General features: G+C 60.2%; 15 protein-coding genes and 1 pseudogene. 15 read left to right on the plus strand and 1 reads right to left on the minus strand.

Annotated features, from left to right (window positions below; translation table 11 throughout):
* The first annotated feature begins 165 nt into the window (after positions 1–165).
* The 5 genes and pseudogenes from urtB to HNQ50_RS22545 all read left to right on the plus strand — a co-directional run.
* Positions 166–1758: an urea ABC transporter permease subunit UrtB gene (gene urtB, locus HNQ50_RS13635; protein WP_221303176.1), complete on the plus strand. Its 1593-nt coding sequence runs from the start codon at positions 166–168 to the stop codon at positions 1756–1758.
* Between the two features lie 675 nt (positions 1759–2433).
* A complete protein-coding gene (urtC, locus tag HNQ50_RS13640; RefSeq protein WP_184101639.1) occupies positions 2434–3645 on the plus strand; it encodes an urea ABC transporter permease subunit UrtC in 1212 nt (403 codons plus the stop codon).
* Positions 3642–4484 (plus strand): urea ABC transporter ATP-binding protein UrtD, encoded by an 843-nt coding sequence (gene urtD, locus HNQ50_RS13645; protein ID WP_184101642.1) that lies wholly within the window; start codon positions 3642–3644, stop codon positions 4482–4484. The genes urtC and urtD overlap by 4 nt, the downstream gene beginning before the upstream one ends.
* An 85-nt stretch (positions 4485–4569) precedes the next feature.
* Complete coding sequence (gene urtE / locus HNQ50_RS13650) at positions 4570–5262, plus strand: urea ABC transporter ATP-binding subunit UrtE (protein WP_184101644.1); 693 nt, start codon at positions 4570–4572, stop codon at positions 5260–5262.
* Positions 5263–5361: 99 nt separating this feature from the next.
* Positions 5362–5448, plus strand: a pseudogene (locus tag HNQ50_RS22545) (hypothetical protein); the annotation flags it as partial.
* An 824-nt stretch (positions 5449–6272) separates the two neighbouring features.
* Here HNQ50_RS22545 and HNQ50_RS13655 read toward each other — a convergent pair.
* A complete protein-coding gene (locus HNQ50_RS13655; RefSeq protein ID WP_184101646.1) occupies positions 6273–6995 on the minus strand; it encodes a 16S rRNA (uracil(1498)-N(3))-methyltransferase in 723 nt (240 codons plus the stop codon).
* A gap of 181 nt (positions 6996–7176) precedes the next feature.
* Between HNQ50_RS13655 and ilvA the strand changes: the two genes are divergently transcribed.
* The 10 genes from ilvA (at position 7177) to HNQ50_RS13705 (ending at position 19331) form a co-directional block, all read left to right on the plus strand.
* Positions 7177–8697 carry a threonine ammonia-lyase, biosynthetic gene (gene ilvA, locus HNQ50_RS13660; RefSeq protein ID WP_184101648.1) on the plus strand — a complete coding sequence of 507 codons (1521 nt, stop codon included), beginning with the start codon at positions 7177–7179 and terminating at the stop codon, positions 8695–8697.
* Between the two features lie 211 nt (positions 8698–8908).
* A complete protein-coding gene (locus HNQ50_RS13665) occupies positions 8909–10156 on the plus strand; it encodes a multifunctional CCA addition/repair protein (RefSeq protein WP_184101650.1) in 1248 nt (415 codons plus the stop codon).
* Between the two features lie 70 nt (positions 10157–10226).
* Positions 10227–11561 (plus strand): tRNA uridine-5-carboxymethylaminomethyl(34) synthesis GTPase MnmE, encoded by a 1335-nt coding sequence (mnmE, locus tag HNQ50_RS13670; RefSeq protein WP_246428725.1) that lies wholly within the window; start codon positions 10227–10229, stop codon positions 11559–11561.
* 305 nt (positions 11562–11866) lie between these two features.
* Positions 11867–13171: an Hsp70 family protein gene (locus HNQ50_RS13675; RefSeq protein WP_184101654.1), complete on the plus strand. Its 1305-nt coding sequence runs from the start codon at positions 11867–11869 to the stop codon at positions 13169–13171.
* A gap of 80 nt (positions 13172–13251) precedes the next feature.
* The gene (locus tag HNQ50_RS13680; RefSeq protein WP_184101656.1) at positions 13252–13851 is read left to right on the plus strand and encodes a glutathione S-transferase family protein; all 600 of its coding nucleotides are present in this window, start codon (positions 13252–13254) and stop codon (positions 13849–13851) included.
* Positions 13852–14684: 833 nt separating this feature from the next.
* Positions 14685–15455 carry a sulfite exporter TauE/SafE family protein gene (locus HNQ50_RS13685; RefSeq protein WP_184101658.1) on the plus strand — a complete coding sequence of 257 codons (771 nt, stop codon included), beginning with the start codon at positions 14685–14687 and terminating at the stop codon, positions 15453–15455.
* Positions 15452–15916 carry an EVE domain-containing protein gene (locus HNQ50_RS13690; protein WP_184101667.1) on the plus strand — a complete coding sequence of 155 codons (465 nt, stop codon included), beginning with the start codon at positions 15452–15454 and terminating at the stop codon, positions 15914–15916. Before HNQ50_RS13685 ends, HNQ50_RS13690 begins: the two co-directional genes overlap by 4 nt.
* Before the next feature lie 229 nt (positions 15917–16145).
* Positions 16146–17048 carry an NAD(+) diphosphatase gene (nudC, locus tag HNQ50_RS13695; protein ID WP_308419161.1) on the plus strand — a complete coding sequence of 301 codons (903 nt, stop codon included), beginning with the start codon at positions 16146–16148 and terminating at the stop codon, positions 17046–17048.
* Positions 17049–17249: 201 nt separating this feature from the next.
* Entirely contained in the window at positions 17250–18164 is a 915-nt protein-coding gene (locus HNQ50_RS13700; protein ID WP_184101669.1) for a DMT family transporter, read from the plus strand.
* A gap of 12 nt (positions 18165–18176) precedes the next feature.
* On the plus strand, positions 18177–19331 hold the full coding sequence (locus HNQ50_RS13705; protein ID WP_184101671.1) for a MalY/PatB family protein: 1155 nt from the start codon (positions 18177–18179) through the stop codon (positions 19329–19331).
* Positions 19332–19395 lie beyond the last annotated feature (64 nt).

Here is a 19395-nt window from a genome sequence, read left to right on the forward strand (position 1 = left end):
AAATAAATCCCGCGCGTTCTGTTTTTTTTTGTGGTTGGGGGTTTTTTTTTTGGTGTTTTTCCGCCCACAAACCCACCTGGGGGGGGGGGTTTGGCGCCGCCAATCCACCCTACAGCTACCTGAATCAACTGCAGTCACCGCAACACCGAACACGGGGATACCCCAATGAATACATGGATGCGTCATGTGCTGGCGCTGCTCTTGGGTTGTTTGATCATGCTACCCGCCCAGGCCGCGCTCGATGCCAAAGTCATCCGTCAGTTGGTGGATGACGACTCCGACCAGAAACTGGCCGCCATTGCCACGCTGGTGCAGGTCGGCACGCCAGAAGCCGCGCGCGTCTTGCAGGCGCTGGGCAGTGACGCCCTGTACGCCACGGATGCCCGCGTCTGGCTCAAGGCCGACGACAAAGTCTATGACGCCACCACCGGGGCCGAGATCACGCCTGCGCCGGAAGATGTGGACACCGTATCGATCAATAACCGTGTGCGCGGCGCGCTGGATTCCGCCCTCAGCGGCTTCAAGCTAACCGACCCCGATCCGGCGGCCCGCCTGGCCGCGGCGCAATCGCTGCAAGGGGATGTCAGTGCGGTCATGATCCCGGCGCTGACTGCCGCGCTCAAGAAAGAGACCGACAGCAAGGTCAAGCCGGTGCTGGAACAACTGCTGGCACAAGCCAACCTGAAAAACCCGGACGTGAAAGCCCGGCTGGCGGCGGTGGAAGACCTGAGCCACAGCAACTCGCCCAACGCGCGCGGCTTGCTGCTGACCCGGCTTGATCCAGCCAATGAACCGGACGCCAAAGTACGCGCCGCCGCGCAGTCTTCCATTGCCGCCATTGATTCACGCCTCGCGTGGATCAGCGCGCTGGCGAACGTGTTCTCTGGCCTCTCGCTGGGCAGCATCTTGCTGCTGGCCGCGCTGGGCCTGGCCATCACGTATGGCGTGATGGGCGTGATCAATATGGCGCATGGCGAACTCTTGATGGTCGGCGCGTACTCGGCCTATGTGGTGCAAGGCATCTTCCGCGCACATTTTCCCGGCGCGCAAGACTGGTATCTGGTGGCCGCCGTGCCGGTGGCATTCTGCGCCGCCGCAGCGGTCGGCATGCTCATGGAACGCACCGTGATCCGCTGGCTGTACGGCCGCCCGCTGGAAACCCTGCTGGCCACCTGGGGGATCTCACTCGTCCTGATCCAGGCCGCCCGCGCCTTGTTTGGTGCGCAGAACGTGGAAGTCTCCAACCCGTCGTGGATGTCAGGCGGCATTGAATTGTTGCCCAGCCTGATCTTGCCGTGGAACCGCGTGGTGATCCTTGGCTTTGCGTTATCCGTGCTGGCGCTGATGTGGGCCATCATGCAAAAAACCCGGTTGGGATTGTTTGTGCGCGCCGTCACGCAAAACCGCGCCATGGCCGGTTGCGTGGGCGTCCCGACGCGGCGGGTCGATACCCTGGCGTTTGGTCTGGGTGCCGGCATTGCCGGGCTGGGCGGGCTGGCGTTGTCGCAGATCGCCAACGTCGGGCCGGATATGGGGCAGGGCTATATCGTCGACTCTTTCCTGGTGGTGGTGCTGGGTGGCGTCGGGCAACTGGCCGGGGCGGTCTGGGCTGCACTGGGGCTGGGGATTGTGACCAAGTTGCTGGAAGGCTGGGCGGGGGCGGTCATCGCCAAGATTATTGTGCTGGCGATCATCATTGTGTTTATCCAGCGGCGGCCGCAGGGGTTGTTTGCTTTGAAGGGGCGAGTGGTGGATTGATTTTCTTGCAGGCGTTGAGTCGCCGTAGGGTGGATTCGGAGCGATAGCGACAATCCACCTTTGTTGGCCTAAAACCTTGAACCGCTGTTAGCGCCTTCGGCGCGCTTGTTTACACACCGGCGGTGGCCGGAGCACGTCACTTTCTTTGCTTCGCCAAAGAAAGTAACCAAAGAAAGGCGACCCTGGCTTGGCGGCCCTCCGGGCTTCCCTCAGTCGGTCGGGAGCCTAAGGTCTCCCTCCACTCCTTCGGCGCTGAGCCTTGACGGGGGAAGGTCCAAAACCAGGACAACAGCAAGATCAAAGACAGCGGCAACAGCAACAGCGGGGAAGGTTGGGAAACTCGCAGACAGACGGCTTGCGGGGTTGGGGTTGCAGTTGGGCCCCTTAAGGAGCGCTGAGCATCGCAGGGAAGTCCGGGGTTTCGGCGTAAGGGTGTTTGAGGGCGCAGCCCGAGTTCCCTGGAGCCAGCCGGACTTCACGAGAAGCGCAGGGGACCCGCGAAGCGGGCGCTCCGCCGGGGTCGCCTTTCTTTTGGTTACTTTTCTTTGGCGAAGCAAAGAAAAGTGACGTGGGCCCGGCACCCCGGGTTTGTAAACACCGCGCCGCCAGGCGCTAACAAATAACGCCACCACCAGGCAAAACCGAAAACGCATTTTGAAACAGGAACCAACCTCTATGCGTACTTCCTACACCGAACGCACCGCCCGCCTCCTTGGCCCCAAAGGCTGGACCGCGCTGGCCGTGTTCCTGGTCATCATGCTGATCGCCATGCCGGTGCTGCACCTCTTGGTGCCACCGGGTAACCCGCTGCATGTCTCCAACTACGCCATCACGCTCACCGGCAAGATTCTCTGTTACGCGCTGGTGGCCGTCGCCATGGATCTGATCTGGGGTTACGCCGGTATCCTCTCGCTGGGCCACGGCCTGTTTTTTGCCCTGGGCGGTTACGCGTTTGGTATGTATCTGATGCGGCAGATCGGGCTGGATGGCAACTACCACAGCCCATTGCCGGATTTCATGGTTTTCCTGGACTGGAAAACCCTGCCCTGGTACTGGCAAGGCACGGATCATTTTGTCTGGGCGGCGTTCCTCACGCTGGCCGTGCCCACCGTGATTGCCTTCATTTTTGGCTTCTTCGCCTTCCAGTCGCGCATCAAGGGGGTGTATTTCTCCATCATCACCCAGGCGCTGACCTACGCGGCCATGCTGCTGTTTTTCCGGAACGAAACCGGGTTTGGCGGCAATAACGGGTTTACTGATTTCAAACGCATCATGGGCTACTCGGTGACTGCGCCGGAAACCCGCGTGGTACTGCTGGGCCTGACTGCGCTGGCACTGGCCGGCACGCTGGTACTGGGCCGCTGGCTGGTGACCTCCCGTTTTGGCCGTGTGCTGGCCGCTACGCGCGATGCAGAGTCCCGCGTCATGTTCATCGGCTACAACCCGCTCTGGTACAAGCTGTTCATCTGGACACTCTCGGCCGCGCTGTGCGGCGTGGCGGGGGCCTTGTACGTGCCGCAGGTGGGCATCATCAACCCGTCGGAGATGTCACCCGCCGCGTCGATTGAAATTGCCATCTGGGTGGCGGTGGGCGGGCGCGGCACGTTGATTGGTGCGGTGATCGGGGCGGTAGCAGTCAGCCTGGCCAAGAGCTGGTTTACGGTGTCGTTCCCGCAATACTGGCTGTTCTTCCTGGGTTTTCTGTTCATCCTCGTCACGCTGTTCCTGCCCGAAGGCCTGGTGGGCTTGTATCACAAGCTGCGCGGCAAACAACACGCGGCAGATGCAGAACCCGCGTTTACGCCTGATCCCGAAACCGTCAGCAGCCCGGCGCCCAAAGCCGCGTTGCCTGCGTCCCAACCCCACCTGACCGGAGAAAGCGCATGATCACCGTCGCGAGTGGCGAAGAATTGCAAACCCGCCCGCAATGGGCCGACCCTTCTGCGGGTCAGGCGCGTGCGGTACAGCCGGGCCAGGTGGATACCGCGCATGGCGTGATCCTGTATCTGGAAGACATCGCGGTCAGTTTTGACGGCTTCAAGGCGCTCAATAATCTGAGCCTGAATATCGACGTGGGCGAGTTGCGCTGCATTATCGGCCCCAACGGCGCGGGCAAGACCACCATGATGGATGTCATCACCGGCAAAACCCGGCCCGATAGCGGCAAGGCGTTTTTTGGCCAGACGCTGGACCTCACGTGGCTGAAAGAGCCGGAAATTGCCCACGCCGGTATTGGCCGCAAGTTCCAGAAACCCACGGTGTTCGAGAACCACACGGTGTTTGAAAACCTGGAACTGGCCATGAAGACCGACAAGCGCGTCTTCAAGAGTCTGTTCTTCAAACTCGACAGCGAGGCCCACGGCCGCATTGACGCCGTGATGAAGCAAATCCGTCTCGATACCCATGCCAACCGCCTTGCCGGGCTGCTATCGCACGGGCAGAAACAGTGGCTGGAAATCGGCATGTTGCTGATGCAAGAACCCAAGCTCTTGCTGCTGGATGAGCCCGTTGCCGGTATGACTGATGACGAAACCATGCGTACGGCAGAGTTGTTCCTCTCACTGGCCGGGCAGCATTCGCTGGTGGTGGTCGAGCACGATATGGCGTTTGTGGAAAAACTGGGCGGCAAGGTTACCGTGCTGCATGAAGGCAGCGTGCTGGCGGAAGGTGATCTGGCTTCAGTCCAGGCCGACCCGCGCGTGATCGAAGTCTATCTGGGCAGGTAGGTCTGAGGTAGACCGGGCGTTCTCTTCCAGCATAGCGCCCCGGATTGCCACCCCGCGATGCGGGGCTACAAAAGAGGCATCAACCATGTTGCAAGTTGAAAACCTGAACCAGTACTACGGCGGCAGCCACATCCTGCGCGGACTGTCTTTTACCGCACAACCGGGGCAAGTGACTACGCTGCTGGGGCGCAACGGCGTGGGCAAGACTACCTTGCTGAAAACCTTGATGGGTCTTGTGCCGGCTAAAACCGGGTCGATCCAGTTTGGCGGGGCCGACATTACCCGCATGGCATCGTATGACCGGGTTAAAGCCGGCATTGGCTACGTGCCGCAAGGGCGGGAAATTTTCAGCCGTCTTTCAGTGGAAGAGAATCTGCGCATGGGTCTCGCCACCCGCCCGGCCAGCGCCGCCATCCCGCCGCGTATTTTTGAAATGTTTCCGGTACTGCAACAGATGATGCGGCGACGTGGTGGGGATTTATCTGGCGGTCAGCAACAACAACTGGCGATTGGCCGGGCGTTGGCCATGGGGCCGAAGTTGCTGATTCTGGATGAACCGACGGAGGGGATTCAGCCGTCCATCATCAAGGATATTGAACGGGCGATCCGGGCGCTGGCGGAAACCGGGGAGATGGCGATTCTGGTCGTGGAACAATACTACGACTTTGCCCGCTCGCTGGCGGATCAATACCTGGTAATGGAGCGGGGGGAGATTATCCGGGCGGGGAAAGGGAGTGAGATGGATGCGGATGGGGTGAGGGAGTTGTTATCTGTTTGACCGTTCTGGTCTGGTGGGCATCTCCAGCTTTGTAGCCCGGATGGAGCCGCGCCCGCCCCCACAAAGCGAGTTGATGCACCGAATTACGGTTGCAGCGGGGAAGGCGGGAATCCGGGGTGGCGGGCTTGGTTAATATTGTTGTGGGTTGTTAGCGCCTTGCGGCGCAGGTCTTGTAAAAGCATTTGATACCGGCGGTGGCCGGAGCACGTCACTTTCTTTGGGGCCGCCGAGGTGCTTCGCCAGCCTCGGCGGCCCCAAGAAAAGTAACCAAAAGAAAGGCGACCCTGCGACAGCGCCCCTTCGGGGTTCCCTGCGCTTCTCGCAAGGCGCGGCAGGCTACGGGAACTCGCCCTGCGGGCTCAGACCCCCCTCCGCCGAAACCCCGGGCCTTGCTGCGATGCTCGGCACTGCCGGAGGGGAGTTACGTCAAAAGCAACCCCAACCCCAACCCCAACCCCAACCCCAACCCCAACCCCGCAAACCGCCTGTACGCAAGATTGGCTAATTTGCGTCTCCACTACCTCGTCATTCCGGTCCTCGGCGGCCCCCTTGCGCCGGAATCCAGCCGCAGCCCAACGGGCTGCCTACGGTGGATTGTCGCTTTGCTCCGAATCCACCCTACAAAACCAACGAACAGACGATTTGGTCGTTGCCGTTGGTTTTGCTTTGGACTTTCTTCCCCCCGTTAAAGCCAAGCGCCGATGGAGTGGAGGGAGACCCAAGGCTCCCGACCGACTGAGGGTAGCCCGGAGGGCCGCCAGGCTGGGGGCGCCTTTCTTTGGTTACTTTCTTTGGCGAAGCAAAGAAAGTAACGTGCTCCGGCCACCGCCGGTATCAAATGCTTTTCACAACCGCGCCGTAAGGCGCTAACAACCTGGTTCTCGCCAGAGAACGGGGCCGTTCCGGCCCCAACTGGATTCCGGCTCAAGGCCGGAATGACGAGTCATTGAAAGAGCGAGCAGCCTCGGCTGCAAATCCCGCCACCCCGCATGTCCAATGCGCCCCCTCCCTCACCCATCACCAAACAACGCCTGCAACACAGCCAGCACCGCCGGTCCGGCAGTCTCTGTTCGCAAAATGCGTGGTCCCAGCACGACAGCCTCAAACCCCACCGCCCGCGCTGCATTTTCTTCGCCGTCCGACAAACCACCCTCCGGCCCGACCAGTAACACCACCTGCGTCTGCGGTGCCGGCAACGCCGCCAGCCGTGTCGCCGCGCCCGGTGCCAGCAACAACCGAGTGGCGTCTTTCGGTGCTGCGGCCAAAGCGTCCGCCAGCGTGGTCACCGGCAAGATCTGCGGAATCCGCGTCCGCCCGCTTTGCTCGCAAGCGGATTGCGCGACGCCTTGCCAGTGCGCCAGACGCTTTTGCGCGCGCTCGCCAGACAGGCGCTGCTGGCTGTAGGCCCCGTGCACCGGCCAGATTTTGGTCACGCCCAGTTCGGTGGCTTTCTGGATGGTGTAATCCATGCGCTCGGCCGCAGATACCGCCTGGATCAGAATGGTGCGCAACGGGGATTCGCGATCTTCTGGCGTATAGCCAATGACGATCACGGCCACATCGCGCTTGCCCATCAGGGTGATGCGCGCTTCGTATTCACCGCCTTCGCCGTTAAACAGCGTGATGGTCTCGCCGGGTTGCATGCGCAAAACCTGCACGTGGCGGGCCGGGCCTTCGGGCAGGTTGAAGGCGTTGTCTACAGATAAGGCGTGGTCGACAAAAAAGCGCGGCATTGCGGCAAATCCAGCGGGCAGTAAAACATCTATTCTGGCAGATCGTGCGGCTTCATCGCCAGATAGCGACTGTATTGCTGACTTTGTAGTCAGATTGCTTCATGACTCAAACATAAGCTTGTGGCTACAATGCAAGACCCGGTCTTTTGCCGGGCCTCATCACTCACTGCCGGATAACACCATGTCTGAAGCCACGAACGACTATCTGGAACGAATCCTCACCGCCCGCGTTTACGACGCTGCCATTGAAACACCGCTGGAAGCCGCGCCGAATATTTCGCGCCGTATTGGCAACCATGTGTTCATCAAGCGCGAAGATATGCAACCGGTGTTCTCGTTCAAGATTCGTGGCGCATACAACCGCATGGCGCAACTGACCCCGGCGCAACTGGAACGCGGTGTGGTCACGGCTTCGGCCGGCAATCACGCGCAGGGCGTGGCGTATTCGGCGCAATTGTTGAAATGCCGCGCGACCATTTTCATGCCGACCACTACACCCAACATCAAGGTGGATTCGGTTACGCGCCGTGGCGCGGAAGCCGTGCTGGTGGGCGAATCGTTCAGCGACTGTTACCAAAGCGCAGTGAACCTGGCCGAGGAAACCGGCGCGGCGTTTATCCATCCGTATGATCATCCGGATGTGATTGCCGGGCAGGGCACGATTGCCATGGAAATCCTGCGTCAGCATTCAGGCAAGCTCGATGCCATTTTCATTCCGGTCGGCGGCGGCGGTTTGATCGCTGGCGTGGCGGCGTATATCAAGCGCCTGCGGCCAGAGGTCAAGATCATTGGCGTAGAGCCGACCGACGCCAATGCCATGTACCTCTCGCTCAAGCTGGGCGAGCGCGTGGTGTTGCCGCAAGTGGGTATCTTTGCCGATGGCGTGGCCGTCAAACAGGTGGGCGAAGAAACCTTCCGCCTGTGCCAGGAACTGGTCGATGAAGTGATCCTGGTCGATACCGATGCCATGTGCGCGGCCATCAAGGACATGTTTGAAGAAACGCGTTCCATCCTGGAGCCGTCCGGTGCGCTGGCCATTGCCGGCCTGAAAGCCTGGGTAGCGCGGGAGAAAGTGCAAGACCAGACGCTGGTGGCGATCACCTCTGGCGCCAACATGAATTTTGACCGCCTGCGTTACGTGGCCGAACAAGCCGAACTGGGTGAAGAGCGTGAAGCCATCATCGCCGTCACGCTGCCAGAGCGTCCGGGTGCTTTCCGGGCGCTGTGCAGCGCCATTGGCGCGCGCAATATCACCGAGTTCAACTACCGTTATGGCGACAAGGATCAGGCCCACGTGTTTGTGGGCCTGCAGATTCAGAACCGCGCCGAGGTGACCGATCTGATCGAAAAACTGGCCGCCGAAAAACTGGCGGGGGTGGACCTGACCGATAACGAACTGGCCAAGCTGCATATTCGCCATCTGGTTGGTGGTCATGCACCGCAAGTGGATAACGAACGCGTACTGCGCTTTGAGTTTCCGGAACGCCCGGGCGCGCTGCTGAACTTTTTGAACAGCATGGTTGGCACCTGGAATATCTCTTTGTTCCACTACCGCAATCACGGTGCCGATTATGGGCGCACGCTGGTCGGTATTCAGGTGCCGCCACAGGATGACGCCGCATTTGCCGATTTCCTGGAAAAACTGGGCTACCCGCACTGGCTGGAAACCGACAACAAGGCGTATCAGCTGTTTCTGGGGTGAGACGGGTAGGGTGGATTCGGAACGTGCCGGTACCCCGCAAAGAGGCTGAGCGTTACGGATAGCGGCCGGCAGTGACAATCCACCGGTGGATTGCTACGCGAATCCACCCTGCGGGCCAGACCACAAAAGCGGGGACTGCAATCCCCGCTTTTTCATTTGGGCCCGGTTACAATCAAACCAATCACCGTATTCAACGCAAACAGGTTTTGACATGAAGATTTACCGCGTAGGCGGCGCAGTGCGCGATGAAATGCTGGGCCTGCCCGTCAAGGACGTGGATTGGGTTGTCGTCGGCGCGACGCCAGACGATATGATCGCCCAAGGCTACAAACCCGTCGGCAAGGATTTCCCGGTGTTCCTGCACCCCAAAACGCATGAGGAATACGCGCTGGCACGCACCGAGCGCAAATCCGGCCACGGCTACAAAGGTTTCCAGGTTTACGCCGCGCCGGATGTCTCGCTGGAAGAAGACCTGCTACGCCGTGATTTGACCATCAACGCCATGGCGCAAGATGAAGACGGCAACATTGTTGATCCGTTCAACGGCGCGGCCGACGTCAAGGCACGCGTATTACGCCATGTCTCGGATGCGTTTGTGGAAGACCCGGTGCGGGTGCTGCGCCTGGCACGCTTTGCGGCGCGCTTCAATTTTGAAGTTGCACCAGAAACCATGGCGCTGATGCGGCAGATGGTCAGCACCGGCGAGGTCGATCACCTGGTACCAGAGCGCGTCTGGCAGGAAGTCGCCAAAGGGTTGATGGAAGACACGCCTTCGCGCATGTTCAATATCCTGCGGGAATGCGGCGCGCTGGCCCGGGTCATGCCGGAAATCGACGCGCTGTTTGGGGTGCCGCAACCCGAAAAACACCACCCGGAAATCGATACCGGCGTGCATGTGATGATGGTGGTGGATTACGCGGCCAGCCAGCAACTGCCATTGCCCACGCGCTTTGCCGCGCTCTGTCATGATCTGGGCAAGGCGCGCACGCCACAAGAACTGCTGCCGGCGCACCATGGGCATGAAGGCAAGGGCGTACCGCTGGTCGAGAAATTCTGCGAACGCATCCGCGCCCCGGCGGAATGCCGTGATCTGGCGATCATGGTTTGCCGTGATCACACCAACGTGCACCGCGCGCTGGAACTGCGCGCCGCCACCGTGCTGGAACTGTTTGGCCGTTGCGATGGCCTGCGCAAACCGGACCGCTTTGCCGCTATGCTGGATGCATGTACGGCGGATGCGCGTGGTCGTCTGGGACTGGAAGGCACGCCCTACCCGCAAGCTGAATATCTGCGCGCCTTGCTGGGTGCCGCACGTGCAGTGGATGCAGGTGCCATTGCCGGTGCCACAGAAGACAAAGCGCAGATTCCGCAACGGGTGGCGACAGCGCGCACCGAGGCGATCACTGAGGCCATGCGCGTTTTGCGTGAGCAGGAACAGTTTCGTCGCGAGAACCATTGAAATACACGGCTGGTATCATTACGCACAGCCTGTGCCGATTGTCCCAAACCCACCGAGCCCGCCCGTGACTTTGCTTTATCACCCAGACACCATTGCCGCCATTGCCACCGCCCCCGGACGCGGCGGCGTGGGCGTGATTCGCGTATCGGGCCAGGACCTCTCTGCCATTGTGGCCGGGCTGATCGGCCGTGAACTCACACCGCGCCATGCGCACTTTGCCAAGTTCAAAGACACCGACGGCACGGTGATCGATGAAGGGCTGGCGCTGTATTTCCCCGGCCCCAATTCGTTTACCGGCGAACACGTACTGGAACTGCAAGGCCACGGCGGTCCGGTGGTGATGCGCATGCTGCTGGCGCGTTGTGTGGCGCTGGGCGCGCGCCATGCCGAGCCAGGCGAGTTTACCAAGCGCGCGTTTCTCAATAGCAAACTGGATCTGGCGCAGGCCGAAGCTGTGGCCGATCTGATCGACGCCCAATCTGAAGCCGCCGCGCGTTCCGCGCTCAAATCGCTGGATGGCGCTTTCAGCCGCGAGATCAACACGCTGGTCGAAGAACTGATCAACTTGCGCATGCTGGTGGAAGCCACCATCGATTTCCCGGAGGAAGACATCGACTTCCTGGAAGCCGCCAATGCCCGTGGCCGGTTGAATGACCTGCAAGCCCAACTGGCGCGGGTGCTGGCCACGGCCAGCCAGGGCCGCTTGCTGCGCGAAGGCATGCACGTGGTATTGATTGGCCAGCCCAATGTCGGGAAATCCAGTTTGATGAATGCGCTGGCGGGCGAAGAGATTGCCATCGTCACCGATATTGCCGGCACCACACGCGACACCGTGCGTGAACTGATTCAGCTGGATGGCGTACCGCTGCACATCATCGACACCGCCGGCCTGCGTGACACCCTGGATACGGTGGAGCAGATTGGCATTGAGCGCACCTGGCGTGCGGTCGACAAGGCCGATCTGGCATTGTTGCTGATCGATTCCCGCGAGGGCATCACGCCGCACGATGAAGCCATTCTGGAACGCCTGCCACCGGCCTTGCCCGTGCTGCGCGTGTTCAACAAGATCGACCTGACCGGAGAAACCGCCGGCGCGGTGGGCGAGACCGAGGTGCATGTATCCGCCCAGGCCGGCCTTGGGCTGGACGAACTGCGCGGAAGGTTGTTGCATATGGCGGGTTGGCATGGCGCCAACGAAGGCGTGTTTATTGCGCGTGAACGCCATCTGGATGCGATCCGTCGTGGAGCAGAACATCTGGTCAACGCCGGCCACGCCTTTCATGCGCTGGAACTGTTTGCCGAGGAGTTGCGACTGGCGCAGTTGACGCTCAACGAGATTACCGGCGAGTTCTCATCTGATGATCTGCTGGGCGTGATCTTCAGCCGCTTTTGCATCGGAAAATAACCGGGCCGGCTGCACCCCTGCGCTGGGTGTTCCGCCACCGTGCTGCGGTGCCTGTTTGCAGATTGCAACAAAGCAGCCGACGGACTGCCACGAAATTGCCAAATGATTCAGGCAAAATAGCGCGTTTTCTGGCGCATGCCCGTGATGGCGTGCGCAGGTTTAACCCTGGTTGCCGGACCACCCATGCCATGAGTATTCGCAAAACGCCGCAAGGCTGGCATGATGAGGCGTCCCAGGCTCACCGCCGTTGAGGTGGTCGTGGTGTAGACACCCAGCCGCAACCTTGTATCAAGTCAGGACACGCTTTGAATCATCCCGCTGTTTCGCAGTTAGTTCATCCCGCCGCCACTGAGGCCGCCCGCGCTTGCGGTATCGACTTTGGTACTTCCAACTCCACCGTTGGCTGGGCTCGCCCAGGCGCACCGCTTTTGCTGGCGCTGGAAGACGGCAAAACCACCCTGCCTTCCATGTTGTTTTTCAATGTGGAAGAAGAAACGGTCAGCTATGGCCGTGCCGCGCTGGGCGAGTATCTGGAAGGCTACGAAGGCCGTCTGATGCGCTCGCTCAAAAGCATTCTGGGCACCGGCTTGATGGATTTGCAAACCGAAGTCCAGGGCCGTTCGCTCTCGTTCCGGCATATCCTCGGACACTTCATTGGTGAACTCAAACGCCGTGCCGAGGCCTCTGCCGGGCGCGGGTTTGATAGTGCCGTGCTGGGCCGGCCAGTACATTTTGTCGATGACAACGCCGCCGCCGACCAACTGGCGCAAGACATCCTGGCGGACATTGCCCGCGCCAGTGGTCTGAAGCATGTTGAATTCCAGTACGAACCCATTGCCGCCGCGTTTGACTTTGAAAGCACGCTGGCGCGCGAAGAACTGACGCTGATTGTCGATATTGGCGGTGGTACCTCTGACTTCTCTTTGCTGCGCCTGTCACCAGAGCGTGCGCGCAAAATGGAGCGGCTGGACGACATCCTTGCCAATGGCGGCGTGCATATTGGCGGTACCGACTTTGACAAGGCACTGAGCCTCTCCAGCATCATGCCGCTGCTGGGTTATCGCAGCCGCCTCAAGAACAACTCGGAAGTGCCGTCCAGTTATTACTTCAACCTGGCCACCTGGCACACCATCAACTTTGTCTATACGCGCAAGATCTGGACCGAACTGCAAGACGTGTTCCGTGATTCCGGTGCAGAGACACGCACCGTGCTCGATCGCCTGTTGAACCTGATCCAGCGTCGCACCGGCCACTGGTTGGCCATGCGTGCAGAAGAAACCAAGATTGCCCTGTCTGACAGCACCAGCCATCGCCTGGCGCTGGAGCGCATTGAAGACGGGCTGTACCACGATATCTCCCGCCAGGATTTTGAAGGCGCCATCGACACCCAGATCACCCGCATTGAAGAAACCGTGCAGGAAATCCTGACCAATGCCGGCTTGCGTCCCGATCAGGTGGATACCGTGTTCTTTACCGGCGGCTCCAGCGGCGTGCCTTTGCTGCGCCAGCGCGTGGCGGCGCTGTTGCCCGCTGCACGGCATGTGGAAGGCGATCTTTTTGGCAGCATTGGCGCGGGTCTGGCGATCGACGCCCGCAGAAAGTTCGGCTGACCCTGCCGTACACGACCGGGCTTGCGCAAGGCGGGCCCGGTCTGGTTGGATAGCACTTTTATGCCATTCAGGAGTGCTGCATGTACACGGTTCACGGCGTCGCCCAGTCCGGTAATTGCTACAAGGTCAAACTGGCCCTGAGCCAACTGGAAAAGCCCTTTACCTGGCATGAAGTGGACATGATGAACGGCGCCACGCACGCGCCGGAATTCCTCGCCATGAACCCCGCCGGCCAGGTACCGGTACTGCAGATTTCCGCCAGTTCTTTTCTGCCGGAATCCAACGCCATCCTGTATTACCTCGCACAAGGCTCCAGCCTGTTTCCCGAAGACCGGCTGGAACAGGCGCAGGTCATGCAGTGGTTGTTCTTCGAGCAATATAAACATGAGCCGAACCTGGCGGTGGCGCGGTTCATCGTCCTGTTTGCCGGCCGCCCGGCCGAGCGCGAAGCGCAGTTGCAACAGAAGATCAAAGCCAGTGCAGATGTGCTGGCCGTGATGGAACAGCATCTGTCGACGCGACGGTTCTTTGTGGGCGAGCGTTATTCCATTGCGGATATCGCCCTGTACGCCTATACGCACAGGGCACATGAAGGGCTGATTGATCTGGCGCCGTTTGGGGCGGTGCGGGCGTGGCTGGAACGCGTGGCGGGGCAGCCGGGGTATGTGGCAATGGGGTGAAGGAGTTTCCTCCTCTAACCCGTCATTCCGCCGCACGCTGGAATCCAGAGTCAGGATGCTTGCTGGAATGAGCGGCTTGCTCCTCCTCATCGTCATTCCCGCGAAGGCGGGAATCCAGTCCGGCCACTGCAAGTGGCCTTTGCCAATGCTGGCAGTAGGGTGGATTCGGAGCGAAGCGACAATCCACCATTGCAATGCGTTAGCGCCTTCGGCGCGGCGTGAAAAGCATTTGATACCGGCGGTGGCCGGAGCACCCTACTTTCTTTGCTTCGCCACCTCGGCGGCCCCAAAGAAAGTAACCAAAGAAAGGCGACCCCAGCCTTGCGGCCCTCCGGGCTTTCCTCGGTTGGTCGGGAGCCTAAGGTCTCCCTCCACGCCCTCGGCGCTGGGCTTTTATGGGGGAGGAAGTTAAAAGCAACAACAACCCCATGAAGCGTCCATTCGCGGGATTAAGGCATACGAGAAATTGTCACTAACGAATCAAAATCACACAACAGATTCGCGACCAGTTGGTTTGGATGTTGCTGTTGTTTTTGACGTTCTCCCCGTTCAAGGACTTTTCCGATTGAGGGAGGGAGACCCAGGCTCCCGACTGATTGAGGGTATCGCGGAGCGAAAAAGTCCGGGGTCGCCTTTCTTTGCTTACTTTCTTTGGCGAAGCAAAGAAAGTAAGGTGCTCCCGCCACCGCGGGTATCAAATGTCTTTCACTCCCGCGCCGTCAGGCGCTAATACGCAGTTTCATTCCTTCAAGTCCACGTTCGGGTTGCGCACAATATTCACGCAACACAGCTAATGGCAAGCTGTCAGCCTGATCCTCACCCCAGTACCCGTCATGATTGACCCCAGCACCATCGCCCTGTTGATTCCGTTGTCTTTTGTCGCCGGCATGATTGATGCCGCTGTCGGCGGGGGCGGTTTGATTCAGGTGCCGGGCCTGTTTGCCATTCTGCCCAATGTCGCCCCGGCCACGCTGATGGGCACAAACAAGTTTGCCAGCATCATGGGCACGGCATCGGCGACGTGGCGGTACGCGCGCCAGGTCAAGCTGGACTGGCACATTCTGCTGCCTTGCGCCGTGGCGGCGTTTCTGGGGTCTTACGGTGGCGCCAGCATGATCCAGTTGCTGGATAAACACTGGGTGCGGCCGCTGGTCATCATTTTGCTGGCCGTCATGCTGGTCTATACGTGGATCAAACCCACCTTCGGTACGGAAGATGCCGGTCGGCCGCTGACCCGGCGTGATTTGTATGTGGGCCTGGTCATCGGCGCGTGCATCGGGTTCTATGACGGGTTTTTCGGGCCGGGCACGGGCTCATTTCTGATCTTTTTGTTTGTGCGCTTCTTTCATTTTGATTTTCTGCGGGCATCCGCCTCGGCCAAGGTGGTGAATCTGGCGACCAACCTCGCCGCGCTGGTGTCCTTTATTCCGGTGGGCGCGGTGATCTATGGTTATGCCATACCCATGGCAGCCGCCAACGTGGCTGGCGCGCAACTGGGTAGCCGTATGGCGCTCAAGGGCGGCAACACCTGGATTCGTCGCCTGTTCCTGACGCTGGCCATTGTGCTGTTGGCAAAATTGATTTGGGATACCTTGCACGCATGAGTACTCGCCCCGTTCACTACTGGCTGATGAAGTCAGAACCCGATGAAGCCGGCATTGATCACCTGGCGCGTGACGGCAAGCTGGGCTGGTTTGGCGTGCGCAATTACCAGGCGCGCAATTTCATGCGGGATCAAATGCAGGTGGGGGATGTGGTGCTGTTCTATCACTCCAGCTGCCCGGAGCCTGGTATCGCCGGGATTGCCGAAGTATGTACCGGCGCGTATCCAGACCCCACCCAGTTTGAGCCGGACTCCAAATACTTTGATCCGAAATCCAGCAGTGAAAATCCGCGCTGGATGCAGGTGGATGTGAAGTTTGTGAAGAAGACCCGGTTGATGGGCTTGCCGGAAATGCGCGCCATGCCAGAGCTGGCAGAGATGCAAGTGCTGCAGCGGGGTAACCGGCTGTCGATCACGCCGGTGAGCCGCGCCGAGTGGGACGCGATCAGCAAGAAGTTGTGAGACCCAGGCATGTTTGCCATGGCAAACATGCGTCGCACAAAAGAAAAAAGGCACCTGCATCAAGCAGGTGCCCTAAAGCTCGTGCCAGTTAAGGCGACAGAGCGTTGTCAACCGCACACGAGCAGCTCTCGCCGCCCGCACGGTAATAACGGGGTGTTTTTCCGCCTGGTTGACACATTTCGCAAAATTTTTTCAAAAATGTACCCAAATCGGGAAAAGCCCCAAAAAGGTGCATTTGTTTGCCGTGCTCAAGCACTGTGTCATCAACTTTTATGATGACAGCGCGTATGATGAATCCATGCCGCTCTCCAGCTTTGTTCCCGCTTTTGCCTCCCGTTGCGCCGATGACGAAGCGCGTTGCTATGCCTTCGTGGGCGACGAGTTGTTGCTTGATGACAACCGTGGTTTGCCACGGGCGTCTGTGCTGATTGAACAGCTTGGGCCGCCAGAACTGGACTATCTGGTGGGGCATCGGGCCGGCCAGCCTTGTCGGTTGCTGTTCTGGCCGCAAACCACCCAGGCGCCCGCCGGCTGGGTAAACCACAACCTGCGTGCCATTTATGGCCATATGGATGAAGCGGATTTCTGGATCGCCACGCGCGCCAAGCAAATGGCGACGTGGGATCGGGAACATCGCTTCTGCGGCGTTTGCGGCACCAGAACCGAAGTGGCCGAGCGTGAACCTGCGCGTGCTTGTCCGGCCTGCGGACACCGCCATTATCCGCGTGTCTCGCCAGCCATCATGGTGTTGATCCGGGACGGTGACCGGTTGCTGCTGGCGCGCTCGCCACATTTCAAACCAGGTATGTACAGCGCCCTGGCCGGGTTTGTTGAGGCCGGAGAGTCCTGCGAGGACACCATCCACCGCGAGGTGATGGAAGAAGTGGGTTTGCGCGTCAAAAACCTGCAATGGTTCGATAGCCAGAGCTGGCCATTTCCGCATTCGTTGATGCTGGCCTTCAATGCCGATTACGATGGCGGCCAGATCGTCTGCCAGCCCGAAGAGATTGAAGACGCACAGTGGTTCACCCTCGATAAGCTACCCGACTTGCCCATGGGGGCCAGTATTGCGCGGCACCTGATTGAAGCCACCATCAAGCGCATGCGCGCAGACGCCGCCATCGATCAGTGACAAGCCGGCGAACCGCATGCTAAGGTCTTTGGCATGAACCGTGTGTTTGCCTCCCCTTTTTCTCTGTGGCACGCCTCCTGGCCTTTGATCGCCCAGGGGTGAGTGCTTTTTGCCATCCTGGCGAGGTTTACCGGGACGGGATGGCAGCGCAGTAATCCACACTCAACTCACGGTCCTCGCCCCACGGCCAAGGAACCGTGAATGACTGAAACCACACTTTCCGCCCCCGTTGAACATGCAGACGCCCGCTTTCGCTTTGGCGTTGTTCTGGCATTGTTTGCGGCTACCGGTTTTGCCTCCAAAGCCATCTTTGTGAAGCTGGCCTATCGTTATCACGTTGATGCGGTGACCTTGCTGACGCTGCGGCTGGCGCTGGCCTTGCCCATGTTCTGGCTGGTGAAACTCGCCCGGCGGGAAGATGGCCCACCCATGACACGGGCAGATCGCTGGCAACTGATTGGCCTGGGTCTGGCCGGGTATTACCTCTCTAGCCTGTTCGATTTTCTGGGGCTGGTAACGGTCAGCGCCAGTCTGGAACGGCTGATCCTGTTTCTGTACCCCACCTTCACCGTGCTGTTATCGGCCGTGTTTGCCCATCACCCCATTACCCGTCGCGTGGCCGGTGCGCTGGTGATTTCCTATACCGGCATGCTGCTGGTGCTGTGGCCAGAACTCTCCGCCGCGCAAGGCACCTGGCTGGGCATCGGGCAGGTGTTTCTCAGCACCTTGTGTTACGCCGTATTCCTGACCTTTAGCCCGCGCGTGATCGCCCGCGTGGGCGCCATGCGCTTTACCGAAAATGCCCTGACCGTCTCTGCCGCCGCCATGTTGACTCACTTTGCCCTGACCCGCTCGTGGTCGGCGCTGGTATTGCCATGGCCAGTGTGGGCATATGCTGCGGTGATTGCGTTGGTGGCGACCGTATTTCCCATCTACGCGCTGGCTGCGGCCATGGCCCGCATTGGTGCACCCCGCACGGCCATTATTGGCAGCATGGGCCCGATTCTGACCATCTTTCTGGGGGTGCTGATCCTGCATGAGCACCTCACCTCATTACAATGGCTGGGCACGGTGGTCGTCATGGCCGGGGTCTGGCGGATCAGTCACAAGAAATAACAAGGATTGCGGATGTTTGATTTTGATACGGTCATCAACCGTCGCGACAGCGACAGTACCAAGTGGCGCAAGTACGGCGAAGACGTTCTGCCGCTGTGGGTGGCGGATATGGACTTTGCCTCGCCACCCGCCATTACCGAGGCCTTGCAGGCGCGCGTGGCCCATGGCGTGTTCGGCTATCCGGACCCGCAAGCCTCGCTGGTGCAGACGCTGGTCATGGCCATGCAGCGCGACTACCACTGGCAGATTCAGCCAGACTGGCTGGTGCCGCTGCCAGGCTTGGTGGTGGGCCTGAATGTGGCCTGCCGGGCCACCGGCAGCCACGACGATCCGGTGCTGACCGCCACGCCGGTTTACCCGCCATTCATGAGTGCACCCGTGCTCTCGCAACGCCGCCTTGTGCGCGTTCCGATGCTGGAAGCCGATACGGCCGATGGCGCGCATTGGGCATGGGATATCGATCAACTGGTCAGCAGCCTGGGGCCGGGCAACAACACGCTGATGCTGTGCCACCCGCACAACCCGGTCGGCCGCGTCTGGCGCACTGAAGAGCTGCTGCAACTGGCCGCTGTGGCGCAGCGCCACGACATGATCGTGGTCAGCGATGAAATCCACTGCGATCTGATCCTGGACGCGGAACACAAACACGTGCCGTTTGCTGCGCTCTCTGAAGACGCTGCCCAGCGCAGCATTACGCTGATGGCACCCTCCAAGACCTACAACGTGCCGGGCCTGGGTTGTTCCTTTGCCATCATTCCCAACCCGGCGCTACGCAAGCGCTTTGCCGATGTCATGCGCGGCATCGTGCCGCATGTGAACATTTTCGGCTATGTAGCGTGCGAAGCCGCCTACCGTGATGGCGTGGCCTGGCGTGCCCAATTGCTGGACATTCTGCGGCGCAACCGTGATCTGGTGATGCAACAACTGGATGGCTATCAAGGGCTGCGCGTGACCCGGCCAGAAGCCACGTACCTGGCCTGGGTAGATTGCCGGGCGACCGGCATCGAGGACCCAGCCGCGTTTTTTGAAGCAGCGGGTGTGGGTTTGTCCAGCGGGGCGGATTTTGGCCTCAAAGGCTTTGTCCGGCTGAACTTTGGTTGCGCGCTGGGCACCCTGCAAGAAGCCCTGCACCGCATGCGCGAAGCCCTGGCCAATCGCGCCAGTTAGCCGGGATTGCCGCGTTTGCAGCCATGGGCCTGTGCACGCGGTAAGCTGCGGCGATCTGTGAAGA

This window comes from Silvimonas terrae, from assembly GCF_014202765.1.
GTDB lineage: Bacteria > Pseudomonadota > Gammaproteobacteria > Burkholderiales > Chitinibacteraceae > Silvimonas > Silvimonas terrae.